This window comes from Pontibacter oryzae (assembly GCF_003576375.1).
Lineage (GTDB): Bacteria > Bacteroidota > Bacteroidia > Cytophagales > Hymenobacteraceae > Pontibacter > Pontibacter oryzae.
The window spans coordinates 858,882-875,591 of the sequence record NZ_QWGE01000002.1; the positions used below are offsets into that span (position 1 = coordinate 858,882).

A 16,710-nucleotide genomic window follows, 5' to 3' on the forward strand; every position below is an offset into this window, starting at 1 on the left:
AGCATATAGAAACGAGAATATTTGGCTTGGGTTGGGTTTCCGTGAACTCATGTTTATTGCTACGAGCTTTTCAATCCCCTTGCAAGCAGTAAAAGCTTGGGTTATATGAGTATTGCTTGAACCGATGTTCAGGCCTACTCATACTTTTACACGTGTTTAAGCCTTATCCTATCCAGCTTTAATCTGCGCATGATTAATAGTTGCTACTAATATTACGCCACCGAGAATATTACCGGTTAGGGTAGGCAGCATGTAGTTTCCGAGCACCTCCAGCCAACTTACCTGTTGCAGGGCAGCCAGCGTCATCGTCTCTACAGAGCCTGCTATGATATGGCTGAAGTGTCCCACCCCGATTATGTAAGTTATTATAATTATCACCCATATGCGTGCTGTTTCTGCATAAGGTATGAGCCATACCATCAGGGCAATGAGCCAACCTGCAAAAACGCCACGCAACATGGTGGTTCCGAGGCCCGGCTCCATTGCCTTTTGCCCGATCTCTTTAAAAGCTTTCAATACAGGTGGTTCGAAGGCGGAGGTATAGGCGATAACCAAGGAGATCAGTAGCGTCCCCAATAAGTTTGCGAAAAGAACCACGCTCCAGAGGCGTCCTACGTTTAGGAAGGTAGCCATGTCTTTGCGGTTCAGCAGAGGAAGTATAGGGGTTAGGGTATTCTCGGTAAAGAGCTGCTGCTTTCCCAGAATCACGATCAAGAAACCGATACTATACCCAAAGCTGGAGACAAGTATGCTCCACTCTGCATCCGGCAAATAGGCCTTCAGCAAGCCTTCGGCTATCATAGAAAAGCCCATGGAAAGACCTGCCGCTAATCCAGACCAGAATAGAGCGGGTGAAGATCGCGTTAGTTCAGACTCTGCTTCTTGATAGACAATGGCATGTATGTTTTGGGCTGAAGGAGAATGATCTAAACCTGTTTCCTCTAAGTTCGTTTCCGGGGTTTGGTCTTCTGGCATGAGTTACTGTCTGTTTATTGTTAGTTTAAAGGATTGTAAGCCTGCCCATACTGCACCACACGCAAGACTGACACCACAACAGCTACACTAACCAAATACTGTAGCTTCATGTCTAGTATCCGATTTGTATTAGGCGCACCTTAGGGCTATATAGTGCTTCCAAACGGTCAGTTTGTTGCTAGGCTTTTGATACGCAGAACACTACTAGTCCCATAGGACAAGTAGTCATCCGCACACTTTCCCTTTTGTACGCTTCGGACCGGATTCGTCTGACGTTAAAAGGTAAATCTATCCTTGATTGTTCTGCCCAAAACTAGAAGGTGATGGCTCAGCGCATAGTTTTGATGATTTTTGAAATGTATCTTTCTGAAGTGCCGTGTTCCCTGTTATTGGTGCTGCATACACTGCTCCCATTGGCTCTCCATGATGCTGCGTTTACACACCGAAGAGGTGATTTCCACGAAGGGCGGCAAGCACGCTAACCCTTAGACGTAGCCGCCATTGCCTACAATGACTAAGCACTCCTGTGGATAGAACATGTTGTCCTTGAGCTCGACCACGGGGTTTATAACTTGTTCCAAGCAGGGCCTACAGTTCATGCTGGAGGCATTTATTTATGCCATGCAAAGTGCCGCTTATGGCAACCGATTACACAAGGCAGTCATATCAGGGGTTTAAAACCGGCCCTTTCCAACTCCCGCCCCAGCTTTTTATCGCTTCCACTTAAAGTGGCATAAATGCATGTGGACTGCTTTCCTGCCTTAACTTTTTCCATAATTGATTTTATTACGGATTCAAGGTTAGCTTGTAATGCGGCATGGAGATAAAACCCATCAACTAAACATATGTGTTGTTGTTGTGCGTCAAGTGCCTCGGCACCTAATACATTCTCAAGCACTTCTGTGTTGCCAGCTTGCCATACACAGCAAAGCAAGCGCCCGTTTTTAACATACGTATGCGCCTTTGCGCCATTTTCAAAACGTTGCATGGCCTCATTCAAAAATTCCCACCTAGTAATACGTGAGCTGTGTTGGTCGAAGTCTAGCAGACTAGCAAAGCTGTTAAGCTCAACTATCACGGAGTTCTTAGCAACACTGGATGAAGGATCGTATCGGTAAATTGCAGTTTGCTTATTGTTACGTTTATAAGGCAGTATACTGGTGATGATGGATGCCATACCATTAACTTTGTTTTTATTAATCCTCTCCAGTGCTTTGAGCATGGTCTCCTTTAGGTCTCGAATATCAACTCCTCGTTTACTTAGGTTGGCCTTAGCGAAGTCCATCAACGGGTTAACTACACGCTTTTTAACAAAGGTTTTTTTAGGGCTCGAAAAACAAAGCGAATGCACTACATCTTGATCATTAGCGATTCTCCATTTATAAGGGTCGTTTCCAGGGGTTAAGTCGAACAACTCGTAACCTTCTGCCAGCAAATGCTGGCCTAACATTAAAAAATGGACATACCCTGGAGAGAGCAAACCATAGCAAGGAGAATGTGTGTTTATACCTCCTAAGCAAACCGATTTGCCATCTATCTGCCCAACAATGGAAGCAATAATTTCATCATTAAGCTTTAAGATAGTAGCATGAAGTAAGCCTTGCTTAAATAGCTCAATGAGATAGCGCTTACCCGCAGGTTTATTCCTGAAGTATAAAACGTTATACCTTGCTCCCTTCCGGAAATCGAACTGATCCATAAGTTCAGGCAGGACTGTTACAAACCGATCCAAACTCGTTATGTGCTCAAAGCTTAACTCCCCTAATCGCTTGAGGCGATTGCGCTTCTCTCTGAACTGCTGCTTTCTGAACAGTTTGGGTGCATCTGCTTTGTTAAGGTTCATGACTGGGCGCTGGAAGGCGGTGAGCTCACATACCTTACTCCATTTCGCGCGCGACACCCACTCCAATGGCGTATTTGCAGGTATATTAGTAAAATGGACCTCAGATTTAGGAAAATGACTCCTGAGACTCGTTAGCGCGTTTTCTATAAATCCGGTATACTGGTCTCCTTCTGCAAGCCAAGTTTGGTATTCAGCCTCTGTACAGCCTGCCACAGAAATTTTACTTTTACCTATATCTTGAACTAAGATTAGCAGACCTGTAAGCTTATCTTCTTGTTCCTCAAATATCAGAATCGAATGATAGGCATCTTTAAAACACTGAAACCATGTGGTTAAAAGCTTGCTGCTCTGAAATACAGTTGCCCACGGGCAATTCTCATAGAGCGCATCCCACTTCTTTATAAAGCTTTTTGATGCTAGCCGACTCTCAGCCTCTTTGCCTAACAGAACTTTAATACCTGATATTGTACCTGTGCTGCTGTCTGTTAAAGCTAGAATACTCATAGAAGATATTTGATTTGACTGAGACACGATTCATCTTCCAATACGAAGCACTTTTTAATTTGTTTTTTTTATAAATTTTATAATTTTTTCTTAATGATTCAATTTTCAGGCTAAAAGCAAAAATTGGTTTTATAGTGAGATTGACCAGCAAAGAAGCTTATTTAACGCAAAATTAAAGAGTGCATATATCTTATATACAACTTATACTTTGTAATACACTTTATAAACAAATACTTAACTCCAACCTAATGTAGAGTTAAATATCAAGCACCGGTCTGATACTCCTTGCCTCTACAAAGACCTCCTTAATCACATTAATCCCCAGGCATAGTTGCTCTTTTTGCGCATGGCAAAGTATAAAGTGTTCTCGATTGCAAGACTAGCTTCTCAGAGCGATTTAATGTTGCCGTTGTTTAGCTCTTGTTTGGAAAGGAAGTCAGGCTTAACTGCAACACCCTCGTTGCCGCTTAGGTAACTTTTTATGGAACTTAGTTTTGGCAAAGCAAATAATGATGAAGTATTCACGGCGGGCCACCAACGCGGCATCGATCACAGCGGTGGCCGGTCAGCTGCTAACCCAGCTGTATATGACGGAATGGGTGGCATGCTGCATGGCAAAAGATACTAGCTTACTCCCTCCCGGAACGCCCTAGCTACAGCCTTCACCTTAGAATGCGGGTTATTCCAGCAGAAGTCTGTTGATGAAGGTGCGCTATTTGGATTTCACTGCATGAATGCTTTTAAGGGTATGTAGTCACTTTAAAGCATACATTTTTATAATGTAGAGAAAACGCATACGGAGCCTGTGTCATGGGTACATATCTAACGATACCTAAATAACATACTTTAAACTGTAAAGGATAGCTTGTTAAAGCCTGCAACAATATAAGCCGTAACTTCATCAAAAGTATAAGGTACTGCTAATGATGCCTGTTCCTCTGCTGAACCGAGTATAATTGCAATCTATACTTTACCGGCCTTGGTTCATAAATCTAGTTCCTGCAGCTATCATACTTTCATGCCATTTAAGCCTTGGCATTAAAATGAGATACAAAAACTAAACAGGAAATATATAGTATAAACAACCTTGCCAGCCGGTGCTATGTTTAACCGCTATAGCTATGTAGAACATCAAATGATATAAGTTTTTAGTATGGCTTTTATTTTGAATTCTTGAATTATGCCCTGGGCTAAAACTCATTTAGCTTATTAAAACACCGTCTGCAAACATTATGTGGAGGCATTTACCTAACTTAGTTGCTTCTTACAACGTGCCCATTTTATTGAACAAATGATCCAAAATTTAACAATAGACTTTCAGGCAGTTTTTAACAATATGCCCGGCAGTCTCTTGCTGTTGCAAGCAAACGCTCCCTACTTTACCGTGCTGGGCAGTAGTTATGATTTTCTGCAAGTATTAGGCACAACCAAACAAAGCATAGAAGGGAAAAGTGTTTTTGAGATATACTTTGGCAACACACACAGCCTTACAAATCAAAGTCACTCCACCCTTAATTCGTCTTTAGAAAACGCCTTAGCGCAGAAAAAGCAAGATAAATCCCCTCCTTTTCGGCACGACATAACTGAAGCAAACGGAGAAGCTAAATCATACTATTGGTCTGCTACCAATAAACCAGTAGTAGATGCGGAAGGCAACGTTCTATTTATTATACATGCTATTTCAGATGAAACTGAGCAGGTAATAGCCAGAAAGAAAACAGAGGAGCTACAGGACCAGAAGTTTAGAAATGTAGTGGAACAAGCCTCCGATGCCATCGCTATTTTTAAGGGCGAAGATTTAATAATTGAAACCGTAAACCCTGCTATTCTGGATTTATGGCAGCACGGTGAGGAAATATTAAACCAGCCCTTCGAGGATATTATGCCTGAAATGAAAAGGCAGGGCTTTATCGATAAACTAAAAAACGTGCTGCACACCGGGGAGCCTATTTTTGGGTATGAGGTGCCTGCTGTCTTTAAGCGAAAAAATGGCAATCGGGATACGGTATACTTTAATTTCAGTTACCAGCCCTACCGAGAGGCAGACGGTACAATCACTGGGGTTATTGTGGTTGCTTCAAACGTAAGCGAGCAGGTTAAATCAAAACAAAAGGTTATCGAGAGCGAATCCCGCTTTCTGAACATGATTAAGCAGGCTCCTGTTGCAATCCTTCTTACACGTGGCCACGACATGGTGATTGAAAACGTGAACGCATTGATGCTGCGTATCATGCAAAAAGATAATGCAGATGAGGCGATTGGGAAGAAGCTGACTGAAGTACTTCCTGAAGTAGAAGGACAGGCCGTGTTAAAGAAGATCCAGAACGTGCTGGACACCGCCAAACCCTTTAGCGGTAGTGAAATGGCTGTAAACCTGATGAAAAACGGGCACCTAACAGAACATTATTTTAATCTTTCCTACACACCGATTATTGAAGATGGCATTGCCACTGGGGTACTGCATGTAGCGCATGACGTTACAGAGCAGATACAAGCACGAAAGCGAGTGGAGGAAAGTGAGGCACGCTTCAGAAACCTTGTGCGCGAAGCATCTGTCGGGATCATTGTTCTGAATGGAGACCAGATGCAGGTGAACATAGTTAACGATGCCTATGCACAACTAATTGACCGTTCGGTAGAAGAGCTTGATGGTAAGCCGTTATTTGATATTATACCGGAAGCGGAGCCTGTTTTCAGACCAATTATAGAAAGTGTGAAGCAGAGCGGGGAACCACTATACTTATACGACCAGCCATACTTTGTATATATAAACGGCAAACGAAAAGACGGCTTCTTAAACTTGGTTTACCAACCATACCGAGAGTTAGATGGCACTATTACAGGCGTTATTGTGCTTTGCCACAACGTAACGGAACAGGTGATAGCCCTGAAAAATCTGGAGGAAAGCGCCAGAGACTTGCAGATTATGGCTAATGCCATGCCGCAACTAGTTTGGATTGCCCGCCCAGACGGAAAGGTGGTTTACTATAATGAGCGAATAGCTGAGTTTGATGGCACTGAAAAACAGCCTGACGGCACCTGGACTTGGAAAAACCTACTGCTTCCCACAGATGCCGAGCTTACCGTTGAAGCCTGGGCTGAATCCGTAAGGGAGAAGCAAGTATACGACATTGAGCACAGGCTTAAAATGAAGGACGGCACCTACCGCTGGCACCTGAGCCGCGCTTTTCCTCAATTAGATTCAGAAGGAAACGTTATCAGGTGGTTTGGCACTGCCACCGATGTGCACCAGCGCAAAGAATCTGAAGAGATGCTGGCGCAAAAAAACTTACAGCTTGTGCGGATTAATAATGACTTGGACAACTTTATCTACACGGCATCACACGACTTAAAAGCACCCATTTCAAACATAGAGGGGCTTTTGGGTTTACTCAATTTCGATTTGAATGAAGGTAAGACAAACGAGTCTGAAACGCGCCACATCATACAGATGATGCAAGGCTCCGTGGAGCGCTTTAAAAAGACAATCTCAAGCTTAACCGATGTCGTGAAGCTGCAACAGGAAAACACAAGCGATTACACCCCGATTAATCTATATTGTGTTCTGGAGGATGTTACTTATGATCTAAGCCAAGCCATACAAGAACATAATGTGCAGCTGGAGCTTAATCTGGAACAAAATACCGAAGTTAGCTTTACTGAGAAGAACCTGAGAAGCGTGATTTACAACCTGCTCTCTAATGCTATAAAATACCGATCGCCGGAGCGTAAGCCGCATATAAAGATAAGTAGCAAGCAAACAGGCGAGTTTAGCATACTTACCATTGAGGATAATGGTTTGGGAATTGACCCTAAGCGCACAGCAGATATTTTCACCATGTTCAAACGCTTCCACGACCACGTGGAAGGCACAGGCATCGGGCTATACATGGTTAAAAAAATGATTGAGAATGCCGGCGGTAGAATCGAAGTTGAAAGTGAAGTTGAGAAAGGGTCAAGCTTTAAAGTATACTTCAAGAAATAAAATAAAGAGCCTCAACACCAAAAAGGGGGGCTTGCATGAAGCAAGCCCCCCTTTTTGGTGTTGAGGCTTACAAAATTTAAGCAAGTACAGCTTCAGGCTCAAGCTGTCTGATAATCCTGGCTGGGTTTCCTACAGCAATGCAATTATCCGGAATGTCTTTTACAACCACCGACCCAGCGCCAATACGTACATTATTGCCTATCTTAACTTCGCCGATAATGCAAACGTTTGACCCTAACTCTACATTATCGCCAATTATAGGTGATCCGGAATAACTGCCATCTGCACGCCTGACGTTACCTAAGGTTGTTGAATGCCTGAAAAAGCAATTCTTCCCGATAACAGTGCATCCATTCACCACCAGGGCCTGGCCGTGGCCCAGGTAAAACCCCTCTCCTACCTGTGTCCAGTGGGGCAACTCAATGCACAGAAACCATTCAACAAACACCTTGTAGAAGGCCAAATAGGGCAACCAGATTACTCTGAGCAGTTTATTTACGGAAGCTGGCCGGGCAAGCCTGAAAAGTACCATAACCATCCGCCCCTTTAAGTTTCCTTTGTTTGCCTTCCAATCCTGGAAAATGTATGACATATGTTATTTACTCTGTTTTTGAGTTGAGCGTACGAAGTATGGCACCTCTGCGTTGCTCTGATCTCTTGGATGCAGCTTGTTCACTTTAGAGCTCAAGAAGTATGCTGTTGCAAACCAATACCTTAGTATAAGTTTAACAGTTATTCCCCCCAATATAGGCGTCTGCTTATTCTTACACACGCTGAACAAGAAACCCAAATTTTGTTAAACCGGGGTTATTTTGCTTCGGGCAGTGCTAACACGTATTGCTTTCCATCGGGCACGGTAAGCTGATAGCCTTTAACCCAGGGGTTGTATAGCCGCAATGTTTTATAATTTGTGCCTTGTGCTTTGGCAAAAGCTGGCAAATCGGAGATCGAGGATTTTACTTCCATTTCGCGGTATGGCAAAGGCTGGTACCCGTTTTCTTCGGCCAGGTCGAAGCCATACTTTTGTGGGTTGCCTAGCACCTCTTTCAGGGCGAGTATGCGAAACATGTAACGCGATGTTTCATCGTTGAGGTATAAATCATAGTATGATTCAACGCCTTGACGATCAAGGGCGCGGTCCAGGCCAGCCATGCCGCGGTTGTAGGAGGCAGCCGCGTTGGTCCAGGAGCCGAAGCGCGCGCGCGCTGTTTTAAGATACCTTATCGCGGCCACAGTTGCTTTTTGCACATGAAAACGCTCGTCAACCTCTTTATTCACAGTAAGGCCATAACCTCGTGCTGTTTCAGGCATAAGTTGCCAAAACCCAGCGGCCCCAGCCGGCGATGTTACATGCCCAAACAAACTCTCTGCCAGCGCCAGGTATATGAAATCTTCCGGCACATTGTTGTCGCGGAGCATGGCTCTGATTTCCGGCACATAGCGTTGCATGCGTTTCAGGCCTAGCATGGTGGTGGCATGCAGGTACGAGTTAACAAGCAGTTCGCGGTCCAGGCGTTCGGCCACGTCGGGTATGTGCAACGGCACAGGTTCCCCGGCAAAGCTCATTGCCGTTGGCAGCGGCGGCGGACTCAGCAACAGTTTTTCCCTTTCATCAGTTACCTTACTTGCTGTATTAAAGCTGACTTGCTGCTGACTGCACTGCTGCAAGGCAACAGCTATGATTAGGGTAATCCATACATACTTCCAAATTTGCTGTGTCATTTACTGCTCCTTCCTCTTAAACCCTTTCTCTTCCGTAACGCTGTTTTCCAGAACTTATGCTTTAAATTAAGGAAATTCTGCCGAAATCTCTAAGCTCGCTACAGTTGCTGTGTTTACTTTTAGAGAATCAGATTGCTCCTGCAAATAAGGCTCGATAATTGGGGCCATACTTTTAAGCACCTGAACCGGTAGCGAGGACGTGAAACTGAAATTTGCCGCCTCCTGGCCAGGCACAAATGCCGTGAGAGTTCCGTAGTGTTTATCGCCTATAAAGAAAACGAATGTGGCGGTTCTGTTCACGGCCCGCGAAGCGATTCTATGCCCTTTAATATTCCTTGTGATAAACCTGTTATCACCAGTACCAGTTTTGCCGCCCAGCACCATTTTGTTGCCCCCTGTTATATCAAAGCCCTCTTGCAAGCGGCGGGCGGTTCCTTGGTTTACAACTTCATGAAGCGCCTTTTTCATGATGGCTGCAATTTCCGGATGAAGCACTTGATCGCCTGTTACGGCTTTTCGTGCAAGCAAGGTTTCATAAGGTGTGTCGGCAGCAAAATGTAGTTGATTAATTCTGATATTAGGCAATCTCACGCCGTTGTTGAGTACAATCCCTACCAATTCAGCCAGCGCTTCCGGACGATCGCCGGATGAGCCAAGCGCTGTAGCAAGCGAAGGAACCAAGCTGGAAAATGGATAGCCAAGCTTGCTCCATTGCTCCTGAATATCAACAAAGGCATCCAGCTCAAGCATGGTGCGTATGCGAGAGTCACGAGCGTGTTTGAAGCGCGTACGAAACAGCCATTTATAAATTTCGGGTATATGTAGTTGGCCTTCTTTAGCCACAGTTGCCCACGTAGTAGCTGGGTTAGTTTTAAGATAGCGTAAAAGCCATAACTCCAACGGGTGAACCTTAGTGATGTAGCCTTGGTCAGGCAGCGAAAAAGCATCAGGCCCATACATGTGATATAACTCACTCCTCCGTTTGTCGCTTAGTTTCTCCTGAGGCAACTGCGCTTTCAAAAAATCACCGAAGGCAACAGAATCTGTTTCCGGGTAAAGATAACGGTGCACTGCCCCGAGCCGCACCTGGTTACGGCGCATTGTTGTTATGAGTTTATCGAAGCGCTCAGCTTCATTCAGCCCTTTGTACTTATTCCAAAACTGCCTCAGGTACACCTGACCTTCTCGGTGGGCAAAACGGTTAAGGTAATTGATTCGGCGCGGGTCCCGTTCATTTCCCAACAAGCCTGGGGTGTTTTCGACTTGCTGATACGTGGTGTATTGTACAATGTCGCGCATCAGCCGCACAAAGGGCAGGTTTATAGAATTTAAGAACGCCTCCCGTATTGTTGGCCTCCGCCCGTTATCCTTGCTCTGGAAATTATGGAACCGATGCAAACCCCCTCCTGTAAAAAAAGCCTCGTGGGGGCTAGCCGAATAGCGCCTCTCCAGTGCGGCATAAAGCGTTTTTGTTAGGCCTTGATCCTTATTGTACAGCAAGTGGTTCAGCACAAAGCGGGAAAGGTTATCGGGGCTTGCTTGCAGGGCCGCCCTTAACTCATGCTTTGGTTTGCCCTGATAACGGCTGTGTATCTCAGAAATAGCCTCTAGGTAGGTTACCAATACCCGCAATTTTGCTGTAGACCCCAGCTCTAGTTTGCTACCCTCGTTTAGGTCAAATGGTTGGTTTGTGTTATCGGTTTGCACTCGCACAAGGTTGCCTTGCGGTGACTGCTCTATTAGAGTGAAGCTATACTTCACTTCCCTAGCACCCCGCTCCGTCAGCATACGCGCACCAATAATTCCGGCTTCACCTGCAAAGGCTGGCTCGTTCAGTTTATCCAGATATGCGCTCACCTGTTCCTGTAAATCCCCTTGAATAGTGGTGCTAACAGAAAGGTCCATTCTGTCCAGGTCATAAAGTGGCTTGCCCAGCATACCAGCCAGGTGTGTGCGTACCATCAGGGTTCCTTTTTCTGTTTCCTTCGGAGAAACTACCGGGTCCCTGGAAAAGTCCCGGAACTTAACTTCATTAGCTAGCCCCGCATCTCTTAGCTCATCACTGATGTACCCGTTGCGTGCTAACAAACGTAAGTAGCCGGCGGTAAGTACATTTAACTCCGCTCTTCCTTTACCGCTCAAATAATAAGATGGCCTGCGCTGCGCGATCATTAGCGAAATAGCCTGCCGTAGCGCTTGGCCCTGCGCCCCCAGTGTTGCCCCAGTGGCACCATATGTATGCAAAAGCCGGTTAAACTCATCAAAATCTGTTGCAAACCAAACCCATAAGCCATCCCCGAGGCCGTGCACTTCCCCATACCCCGGGGCTCCTGATAAGGGTACTGTATTTAAATAGCAAAGCACCAAATCGCGGCGAACAGGCAGCGTTTCAGGGCCTCTTTGGTAGGCGCGCACACTGGCAGAAGCCATTTGCTGTAGTTTTTGCTGCGGCCCTTCGGTAATTCCCTCCGGGGAGTGGCGGAATTTCTCAATTTGGGTGGCCAATGTGCTCCCTCCAATCGTTTTATACTTTAACCCGACCCGCTGCCCAGCCTGGTACATCGACGCTTTAGCAAATCGCTTCCAATCAATGGCTGGGTTCATATAGGGTTTGCCATAGGCCAGAAGCTCACGGTTCTCAATAAAAAGCAGCGTGTTAACCAATACTGAAGGTATGTACGCATAAGAATCATACAGGCGCTGTGGGTAACGGTAATGATAAAAAGGCTCTCCCTTGCTATCCGATATAAATAAGCCCGCCTGTGTCTTTTCGATGTATGGAGGAAAATACCCGTCTAGGGCATACGATGTTAAAGCATCTGAAAAATGAGCCTGCCGCTGTACCTGCATTCCTCTTTTAGTTGCCCTATCCAGTAGCTCTGGGAGTAATGCGTATCCCAGCCGCCTGTCAAAAGGGCCACTTTTTGGGTAGACAACCGCGCTGGCGGCGCCGTCTTTTACAGTATACGTTAAGGTGGCCGCATAACGACTTAGCTCGCGTGCCTGCAATCTGGAAGTATGAATCTCATACACAACAACAGTAATGGCGGCTCCCACTACCAGGCACAGAATTCCAATGAAAATCCACTTGATGATGGGCCAAAACCTGCTTTTACTGTCCTTGCTGGTAATAAGGTAGTTTGATAGTACCATCGTCGGACTGAATAAAGGTGATAAAAGAGAGGCTCATTACTATTACGTTTAGCTAAGCTATTAGGTGCCCTAAACGCATTAAATAGCTTTAATACAGGTAAATAACTTTGCTTTTTTGTTAAACCCCTCTTTCCTGTATTGTACATTTGGCTTATGTTATAGAGGACTTGTCTCCGTGCTCAGTATTCTGGATTTAACACTACATCGGTTATTAGTAAAAAATTTACCACCAGGTTTAGGAGTCGGTAGTTTGAAAGGGTCCTGGCTCTTTACTGTTATACATTTAACTCCGGCACAGTTACATGGTTAACGCATAAGTTGGCAAACAGGAATAGCTCTTTTTCACAGCAAATCATACTTTTGCCGCTTCGCTGGCTTGCAAAAAGTGTAAAATTGGCGTGAGTTTATTTTGAAACGTTGTAGCTTTACTTCATCAAAGAGCTAAAGTATAGGAGGGTAAGCTTATTTTCTGTTCGTAAATCTGCAACAAACCCAATTATACTTTCTGATGCAAAAGCAGTTTAACAAAACATACTTCTCCTGATATGAACGACTTACAATACGAATTTGGCATGGTTGGCTTAGGTGTAATGGGTAGGAACCTGATGCTTAACATCGCGGATCATGGCTTCTCGGTTATCGGCCTGGACCTGGACCCGGAAAAATCAGCTGCTGTGGAAACGGAGGCAGGCGCCGGAAAACCAGTTCGTGGTACAACCTCTATGGAAGATTTTGTGCAGTCGCTTCGTACGCCGCGCGCACTCATGCTGCTTGTGCCGGCTGGCAAGCCCGTGGATGCGGCCATTGCCAGCCTTTTGCCACTGCTCGAGCCCGGCGATATTGTGATTGACGGCGGTAACTCATACTTCCCGGATACAGACCGCCGTGTGGTAGAGCTGGAGCAAAAAGGAATTCACTTCTTTGGGATGGGAATATCGGGTGGCGAGAAAGGCGCACGCTTCGGCCCAAGTATGATGCCTGGTGGCAACCGACATGCTTACGAGCGGTTACGCCCCGTTTTTGAGGCAGTAGCTGCTAAAGTTAATGGCGAGCCTTGTGTTACCTTCTTGGGTAATGGCTCTGCCGGAAACTATGTAAAAATGGTGCACAACGGCATAGAGTATGGCGTGATGCAACTGCTTGCAGAAGCTTATGACGCGCTAAAACGTGGTGTGGGTTTAGATGATGATGCGTTGCAGGCAGTTTTCCAGAGTTGGAACCAAACGGAGCTGCAGTCTTTCCTGGTAGAGATTACGGGTGAGATTCTTAAATATACCGATGAACAGACAGGCCAGCGACTTGTAAATGTAATCTCTGACGTTGCCCGCTCTAAGGGTACAGGAAAATGGACCTCCCAAAATGCCATGGACCTGCAGGTTCCGGTACCTAGCATTGATATGGCCGTATTAATGCGCGATTTATCAAAGTATAAAGAAGAGCGAGTAGCCGCCTCCAAAGCACTACCAAACAATATCACCCCCTCTGGCGATTCGGCTGAACAAAAGCAACTGACTGAGCAGGTCCGCAACGCGTTTTACTTTGCCATGCTGGCTACTTACGCCCAGGGCTTAGCGCAGTTAAAGGTTGCATCCGAAGCCTATAACTATGAGTTGCAGCTAGCAGAAGTTGCCAAGATCTGGCGCGGGGGCTGTATCATCCGGGCAGCTTGCCTTACTAATATCAGAGCGGCTTATGAAAAGGAGCCTGCACTAGCTAACATCCTGCTCGACCCTAAAATTGGAAGCGATTTGATGGAGCGCCAGCAGGATATCCGCGCAACGCTTAAATTTGCCATTGATCGCGGTATCGCTATGCCAGCGTTTATGGCTTCTTTAGCATATTTTGATGGCTATCGCACCGAAAGCTTGCCAACAAACCTTATTCAGGCGCAGCGCGACTATTTTGGTGCCCATACCTACGAGCGCATAGATATGCCGGGTATCTTCCATACTCAGTGGAGTTAAATATAAGTTCATAAAAACCAACATATTAAACGGAGGTTTTCCGGTTGATTATTTCACAATAACATATGAAACCAGTCCATAAAGCAGCGCCTACCATTGCTGTTATATTCGGCGGAACAGGTGACCTGGCCAAACGCAAGCTCATCCCCGCATTTTATAATCTGTTTCTGGATGGTTGGCTGCCTGATCAGTTTGCACTCATTGGCCTTGGGCGCTCAGCCTCTGATGACGAGAAGTATCAGGAAGAGCTGCGTGAGGGGTTGGAGCAATTTTCCAGAAGCGGGAGGCCAACCGATGAGCAGTGGGAGGTTTTTCGCCGCTCACTAATCTACCTGCCATCCAACATCAACGATCCGGCATCATACCTGGAGCTTGCCCAGAAAATACATGCCATAGAAAATGCCTGGGGCAAGCGTGCCAACCGTTTGTTTTACTTCTCGGTGGCGGCCGAATCATTAAAAAAGATTACGGTTAACCTGGGCCAAGTGGGCATTGCCCAAGACCCCGAGCGCGACCGCATTGTAGTAGAGAAGCCTTTCGGCCATGANGCCTAAATTTATTGAGCCGATTACGGTTAACCTGGGCCAAGTGGGCATTGCCCAAGACCCCGAGCGCGACCGCATTGTAGTAGAGAAGCCTTTCGGCCATGACCTGCAATCCGCCAAAGAGCTTAATCAGCTGCTTACTAGCACGTTCCAAGAATGCCAGATCTACAGAATAGACCATTACCTGGGTAAGGAAACCGTGCAAAACATACTTGCCTTCCGTTTTGCCAACGCGCTTTTCGAGCCCCTTTGGAACCGTAATTACATTGATTACGTGCAGATTACAGTTGCCGAGGAAGTTGGCGTAGAAGACCGGGGCGGCTATTACGAAGGCTCTGGGGCCCTGCGCGACATGATCCAGAACCACCTGCTGCAACTGCTGTGTATGGTTGCCATGGAGCCGCCCGTAACGTTTGAGGCAGAGGAAATCCGGAACCGCAAGGTGGATGTGCTGCATGCCGTAAAACGCTACTCTAAGGAGGAAGTAGGCAAGTATGCCGTGCGCGGGCAGTATGGCCCTGGCTGGATGAAAGGCACACAAGTGCCGGGCTACCGCGAAGAAACCGGCGTTGACCCTAAATCCGGAACCGAGACGTATGCTGCTGTAAAATTCTCGCTGGATAACTGGCGCTGGCAGGGTGTTCCGTTTTACCTGCGCACCGGCAAGCGCATGCAGGAGAAAAGCTCTTCCATTACCATCCAGTTCAGGCCGGTGCCGCATTTAACGTTCCCAAGTGCCATGTCTGAGAACATACTTCCCAACCGACTGATCATCAACCTGCAACCGCAAATGGATATTCGGTTGCGCTTTATGGCCAAGAAAACAGGTTTGGATATGGCCTTAACGCCTGCCGAAATGGTGTTCGACTTTAATGGCGCTACCACACAATCGCAGTCGCCGGAAGCTTATGAAACGCTATTGCTGGATGCCATGGAAGGCGATGCGACGCTATTTATGCGCTCCGACCAAGTGGAAGTTGCTTGGGACGTGATCACACCGATCCTGGAAACCTGGGAGTCGCGCCCATCCCTGGAGTTCCCGAATTATGCGGCAGGCATGTGGGGCCCGGAAAACGCTGAAGCGCTCATTGCCCGCGAAGGCCACACCTGGACTGTAACTTTACCTCATTAATCCGATCCGAACCATGCTACATATTTTCGAAGACAGAGCAGAACTTAGTATTGCCGTAGCCGAACTAGTTGTTAAAAAGGCGCAGGAAGCGGTGGCAGCCACGGGCCGTTTCTCCCTTGCTTTAACAGGTGGCTCCTCGCCGGTGCAGCTTTACAGTTTGCTAGCAGCGTCGCCGTACACTGAGCAAATGCCTTGGGCAGACACATACATCTTCTGGGGAGATGAGCGCTGGGTACCTCTTACAGATGAAAAGAGCAACGCCAAAATGGCCTTTGATACGTTTCTGAGCAAGGTTCCAGTGCCGCAAAACCAAATCTTTCCGATGTGGGAAGCTGATATGGAGCCGGAAGCATTTGCTCAAAAGTATGAACAAACCTTAAAAGAACATTTTGGGCAAAGTGCGCCTCAATTTGACCTGATTTTACTTGGAATGGGTGATGATGGCCATACAGCTTCTCTATTTCCACACACAGAGGTTTTGAAGGAGCAATCAAGTTGGGTAAAAGCATACTACCTCACACCACAATCCATGTTCCGTGTCACGCTCACAGCGCCGCTTATCAACCAGTCAAAAGCAGTTGTTTTCATGACATTCGGAGAGAATAAAGCACCAGCCCTAGCGGAAGTTTTAGAAGGTGAAAGAAACGTTGAAGAGTATCCGTCACAGCTTATTCAGCCTGTGTCTGGCGAAGTACATTGGTTTGTAGATGAAAAAGCGGCAGCAGGCCTCAAGAACAAATAAGCAGCCACACGTAGTATAACCATACAAAACAGCCCAAACCAGTAATCATAACTTTGCTGGTTTGGGCTGTTTCATTTTAACTATTCTGCTAATCTACAGCAAAAGAGCCATATACTCAGAGTTTAATCTACCAAAAGCTATAATT

Annotated in this window: 10 protein-coding genes and 1 pseudogene; 6 read left to right on the top strand and 5 right to left on the bottom strand. The window is 46.3% G+C overall.

Annotated features, from left to right (window positions below):
* Positions 1 to 168: 168 nt before the first annotated feature.
* The gene (locus D1627_RS08580) at positions 169 to 975 is read right to left on the bottom strand and encodes a formate/nitrite transporter family protein (RefSeq protein ID WP_119431788.1); all 807 of its coding nucleotides are present in this window, start codon (positions 973 to 975) and stop codon (positions 169 to 171) included.
* 661 nt (positions 976 to 1,636) lie between these two features.
* Complete coding sequence (locus D1627_RS08585; RefSeq protein ID WP_119431789.1) at positions 1,637 to 3,322, bottom strand: GNAT family N-acetyltransferase; 1,686 nt, start codon at positions 3,320 to 3,322, stop codon at positions 1,637 to 1,639.
* Between the two features lie 481 nt (positions 3,323 to 3,803).
* Here D1627_RS08585 and D1627_RS18320 point away from each other — a divergent pair, with 481 nt between their 5' ends.
* Positions 3,804 to 3,950: a hypothetical protein gene (locus D1627_RS18320; RefSeq protein ID WP_158607157.1), complete on the top strand. Its 147-nt coding sequence runs from the start codon at positions 3,804 to 3,806 to the stop codon at positions 3,948 to 3,950.
* Positions 3,951 to 4,658: 708 nt separating this feature from the next.
* Positions 4,659 to 7,307: a PAS domain-containing sensor histidine kinase gene (locus D1627_RS08590; RefSeq protein ID WP_158607158.1), complete on the top strand. Its 2,649-nt coding sequence runs from the start codon at positions 4,659 to 4,661 to the stop codon at positions 7,305 to 7,307.
* Between the two features lie 76 nt (positions 7,308 to 7,383).
* Here D1627_RS08590 and D1627_RS08595 read toward each other — a convergent pair whose 3' ends face one another.
* The 3 genes from D1627_RS08595 to D1627_RS08605 form a co-directional block, all read right to left on the bottom strand.
* Complete coding sequence (locus tag D1627_RS08595) at positions 7,384 to 7,899, bottom strand: serine acetyltransferase (protein ID WP_119431791.1); 516 nt, start codon at positions 7,897 to 7,899, stop codon at positions 7,384 to 7,386.
* 215 nt (positions 7,900 to 8,114) lie between these two features.
* Positions 8,115 to 9,029, bottom strand: a complete 915-nt coding sequence (locus D1627_RS08600) for a lytic transglycosylase domain-containing protein (protein ID WP_119431792.1) — start codon at positions 9,027 to 9,029, stop codon at positions 8,115 to 8,117.
* A gap of 66 nt (positions 9,030 to 9,095) precedes the next feature.
* Positions 9,096 to 12,182 carry a transglycosylase domain-containing protein gene (locus D1627_RS08605; RefSeq protein WP_119431793.1) on the bottom strand — a complete coding sequence of 1,029 codons (3,087 nt, stop codon included), beginning with the start codon at positions 12,180 to 12,182 and terminating at the stop codon, positions 9,096 to 9,098.
* Between the two features lie 545 nt (positions 12,183 to 12,727).
* Between D1627_RS08605 and gndA the strand changes: the two genes are divergently transcribed.
* The 4 genes and pseudogenes from gndA to pgl all read left to right on the top strand — a co-directional run bounded on the left by gndA (position 12,728) and on the right by pgl (position 16,565).
* Positions 12,728 to 14,146, top strand: coding sequence for an NADP-dependent phosphogluconate dehydrogenase (gene gndA, locus D1627_RS08610; RefSeq protein ID WP_119431794.1), 1,419 nt, complete (start codon positions 12,728 to 12,730; stop codon positions 14,144 to 14,146).
* 65 nt (positions 14,147 to 14,211) lie between these two features.
* Positions 14,212 to 14,700, top strand: coding sequence for a glucose-6-phosphate dehydrogenase (NADP(+)) (locus D1627_RS18600; RefSeq protein ID WP_119431795.1), 489 nt, complete (start codon positions 14,212 to 14,214; stop codon positions 14,698 to 14,700).
* Positions 14,687 to 15,823: pseudogene (gene zwf, locus D1627_RS08620) on the top strand (glucose-6-phosphate dehydrogenase); the annotation flags it as partial. The gene D1627_RS18600 and the pseudogene zwf, both read left to right, overlap by 14 nt.
* A gap of 13 nt (positions 15,824 to 15,836) precedes the next feature.
* Positions 15,837 to 16,565, top strand: coding sequence for a 6-phosphogluconolactonase (gene pgl / locus D1627_RS08625; protein ID WP_119431797.1), 729 nt, complete (start codon positions 15,837 to 15,839; stop codon positions 16,563 to 16,565).
* Positions 16,566 to 16,710: the final 145 nt, after the last annotated feature.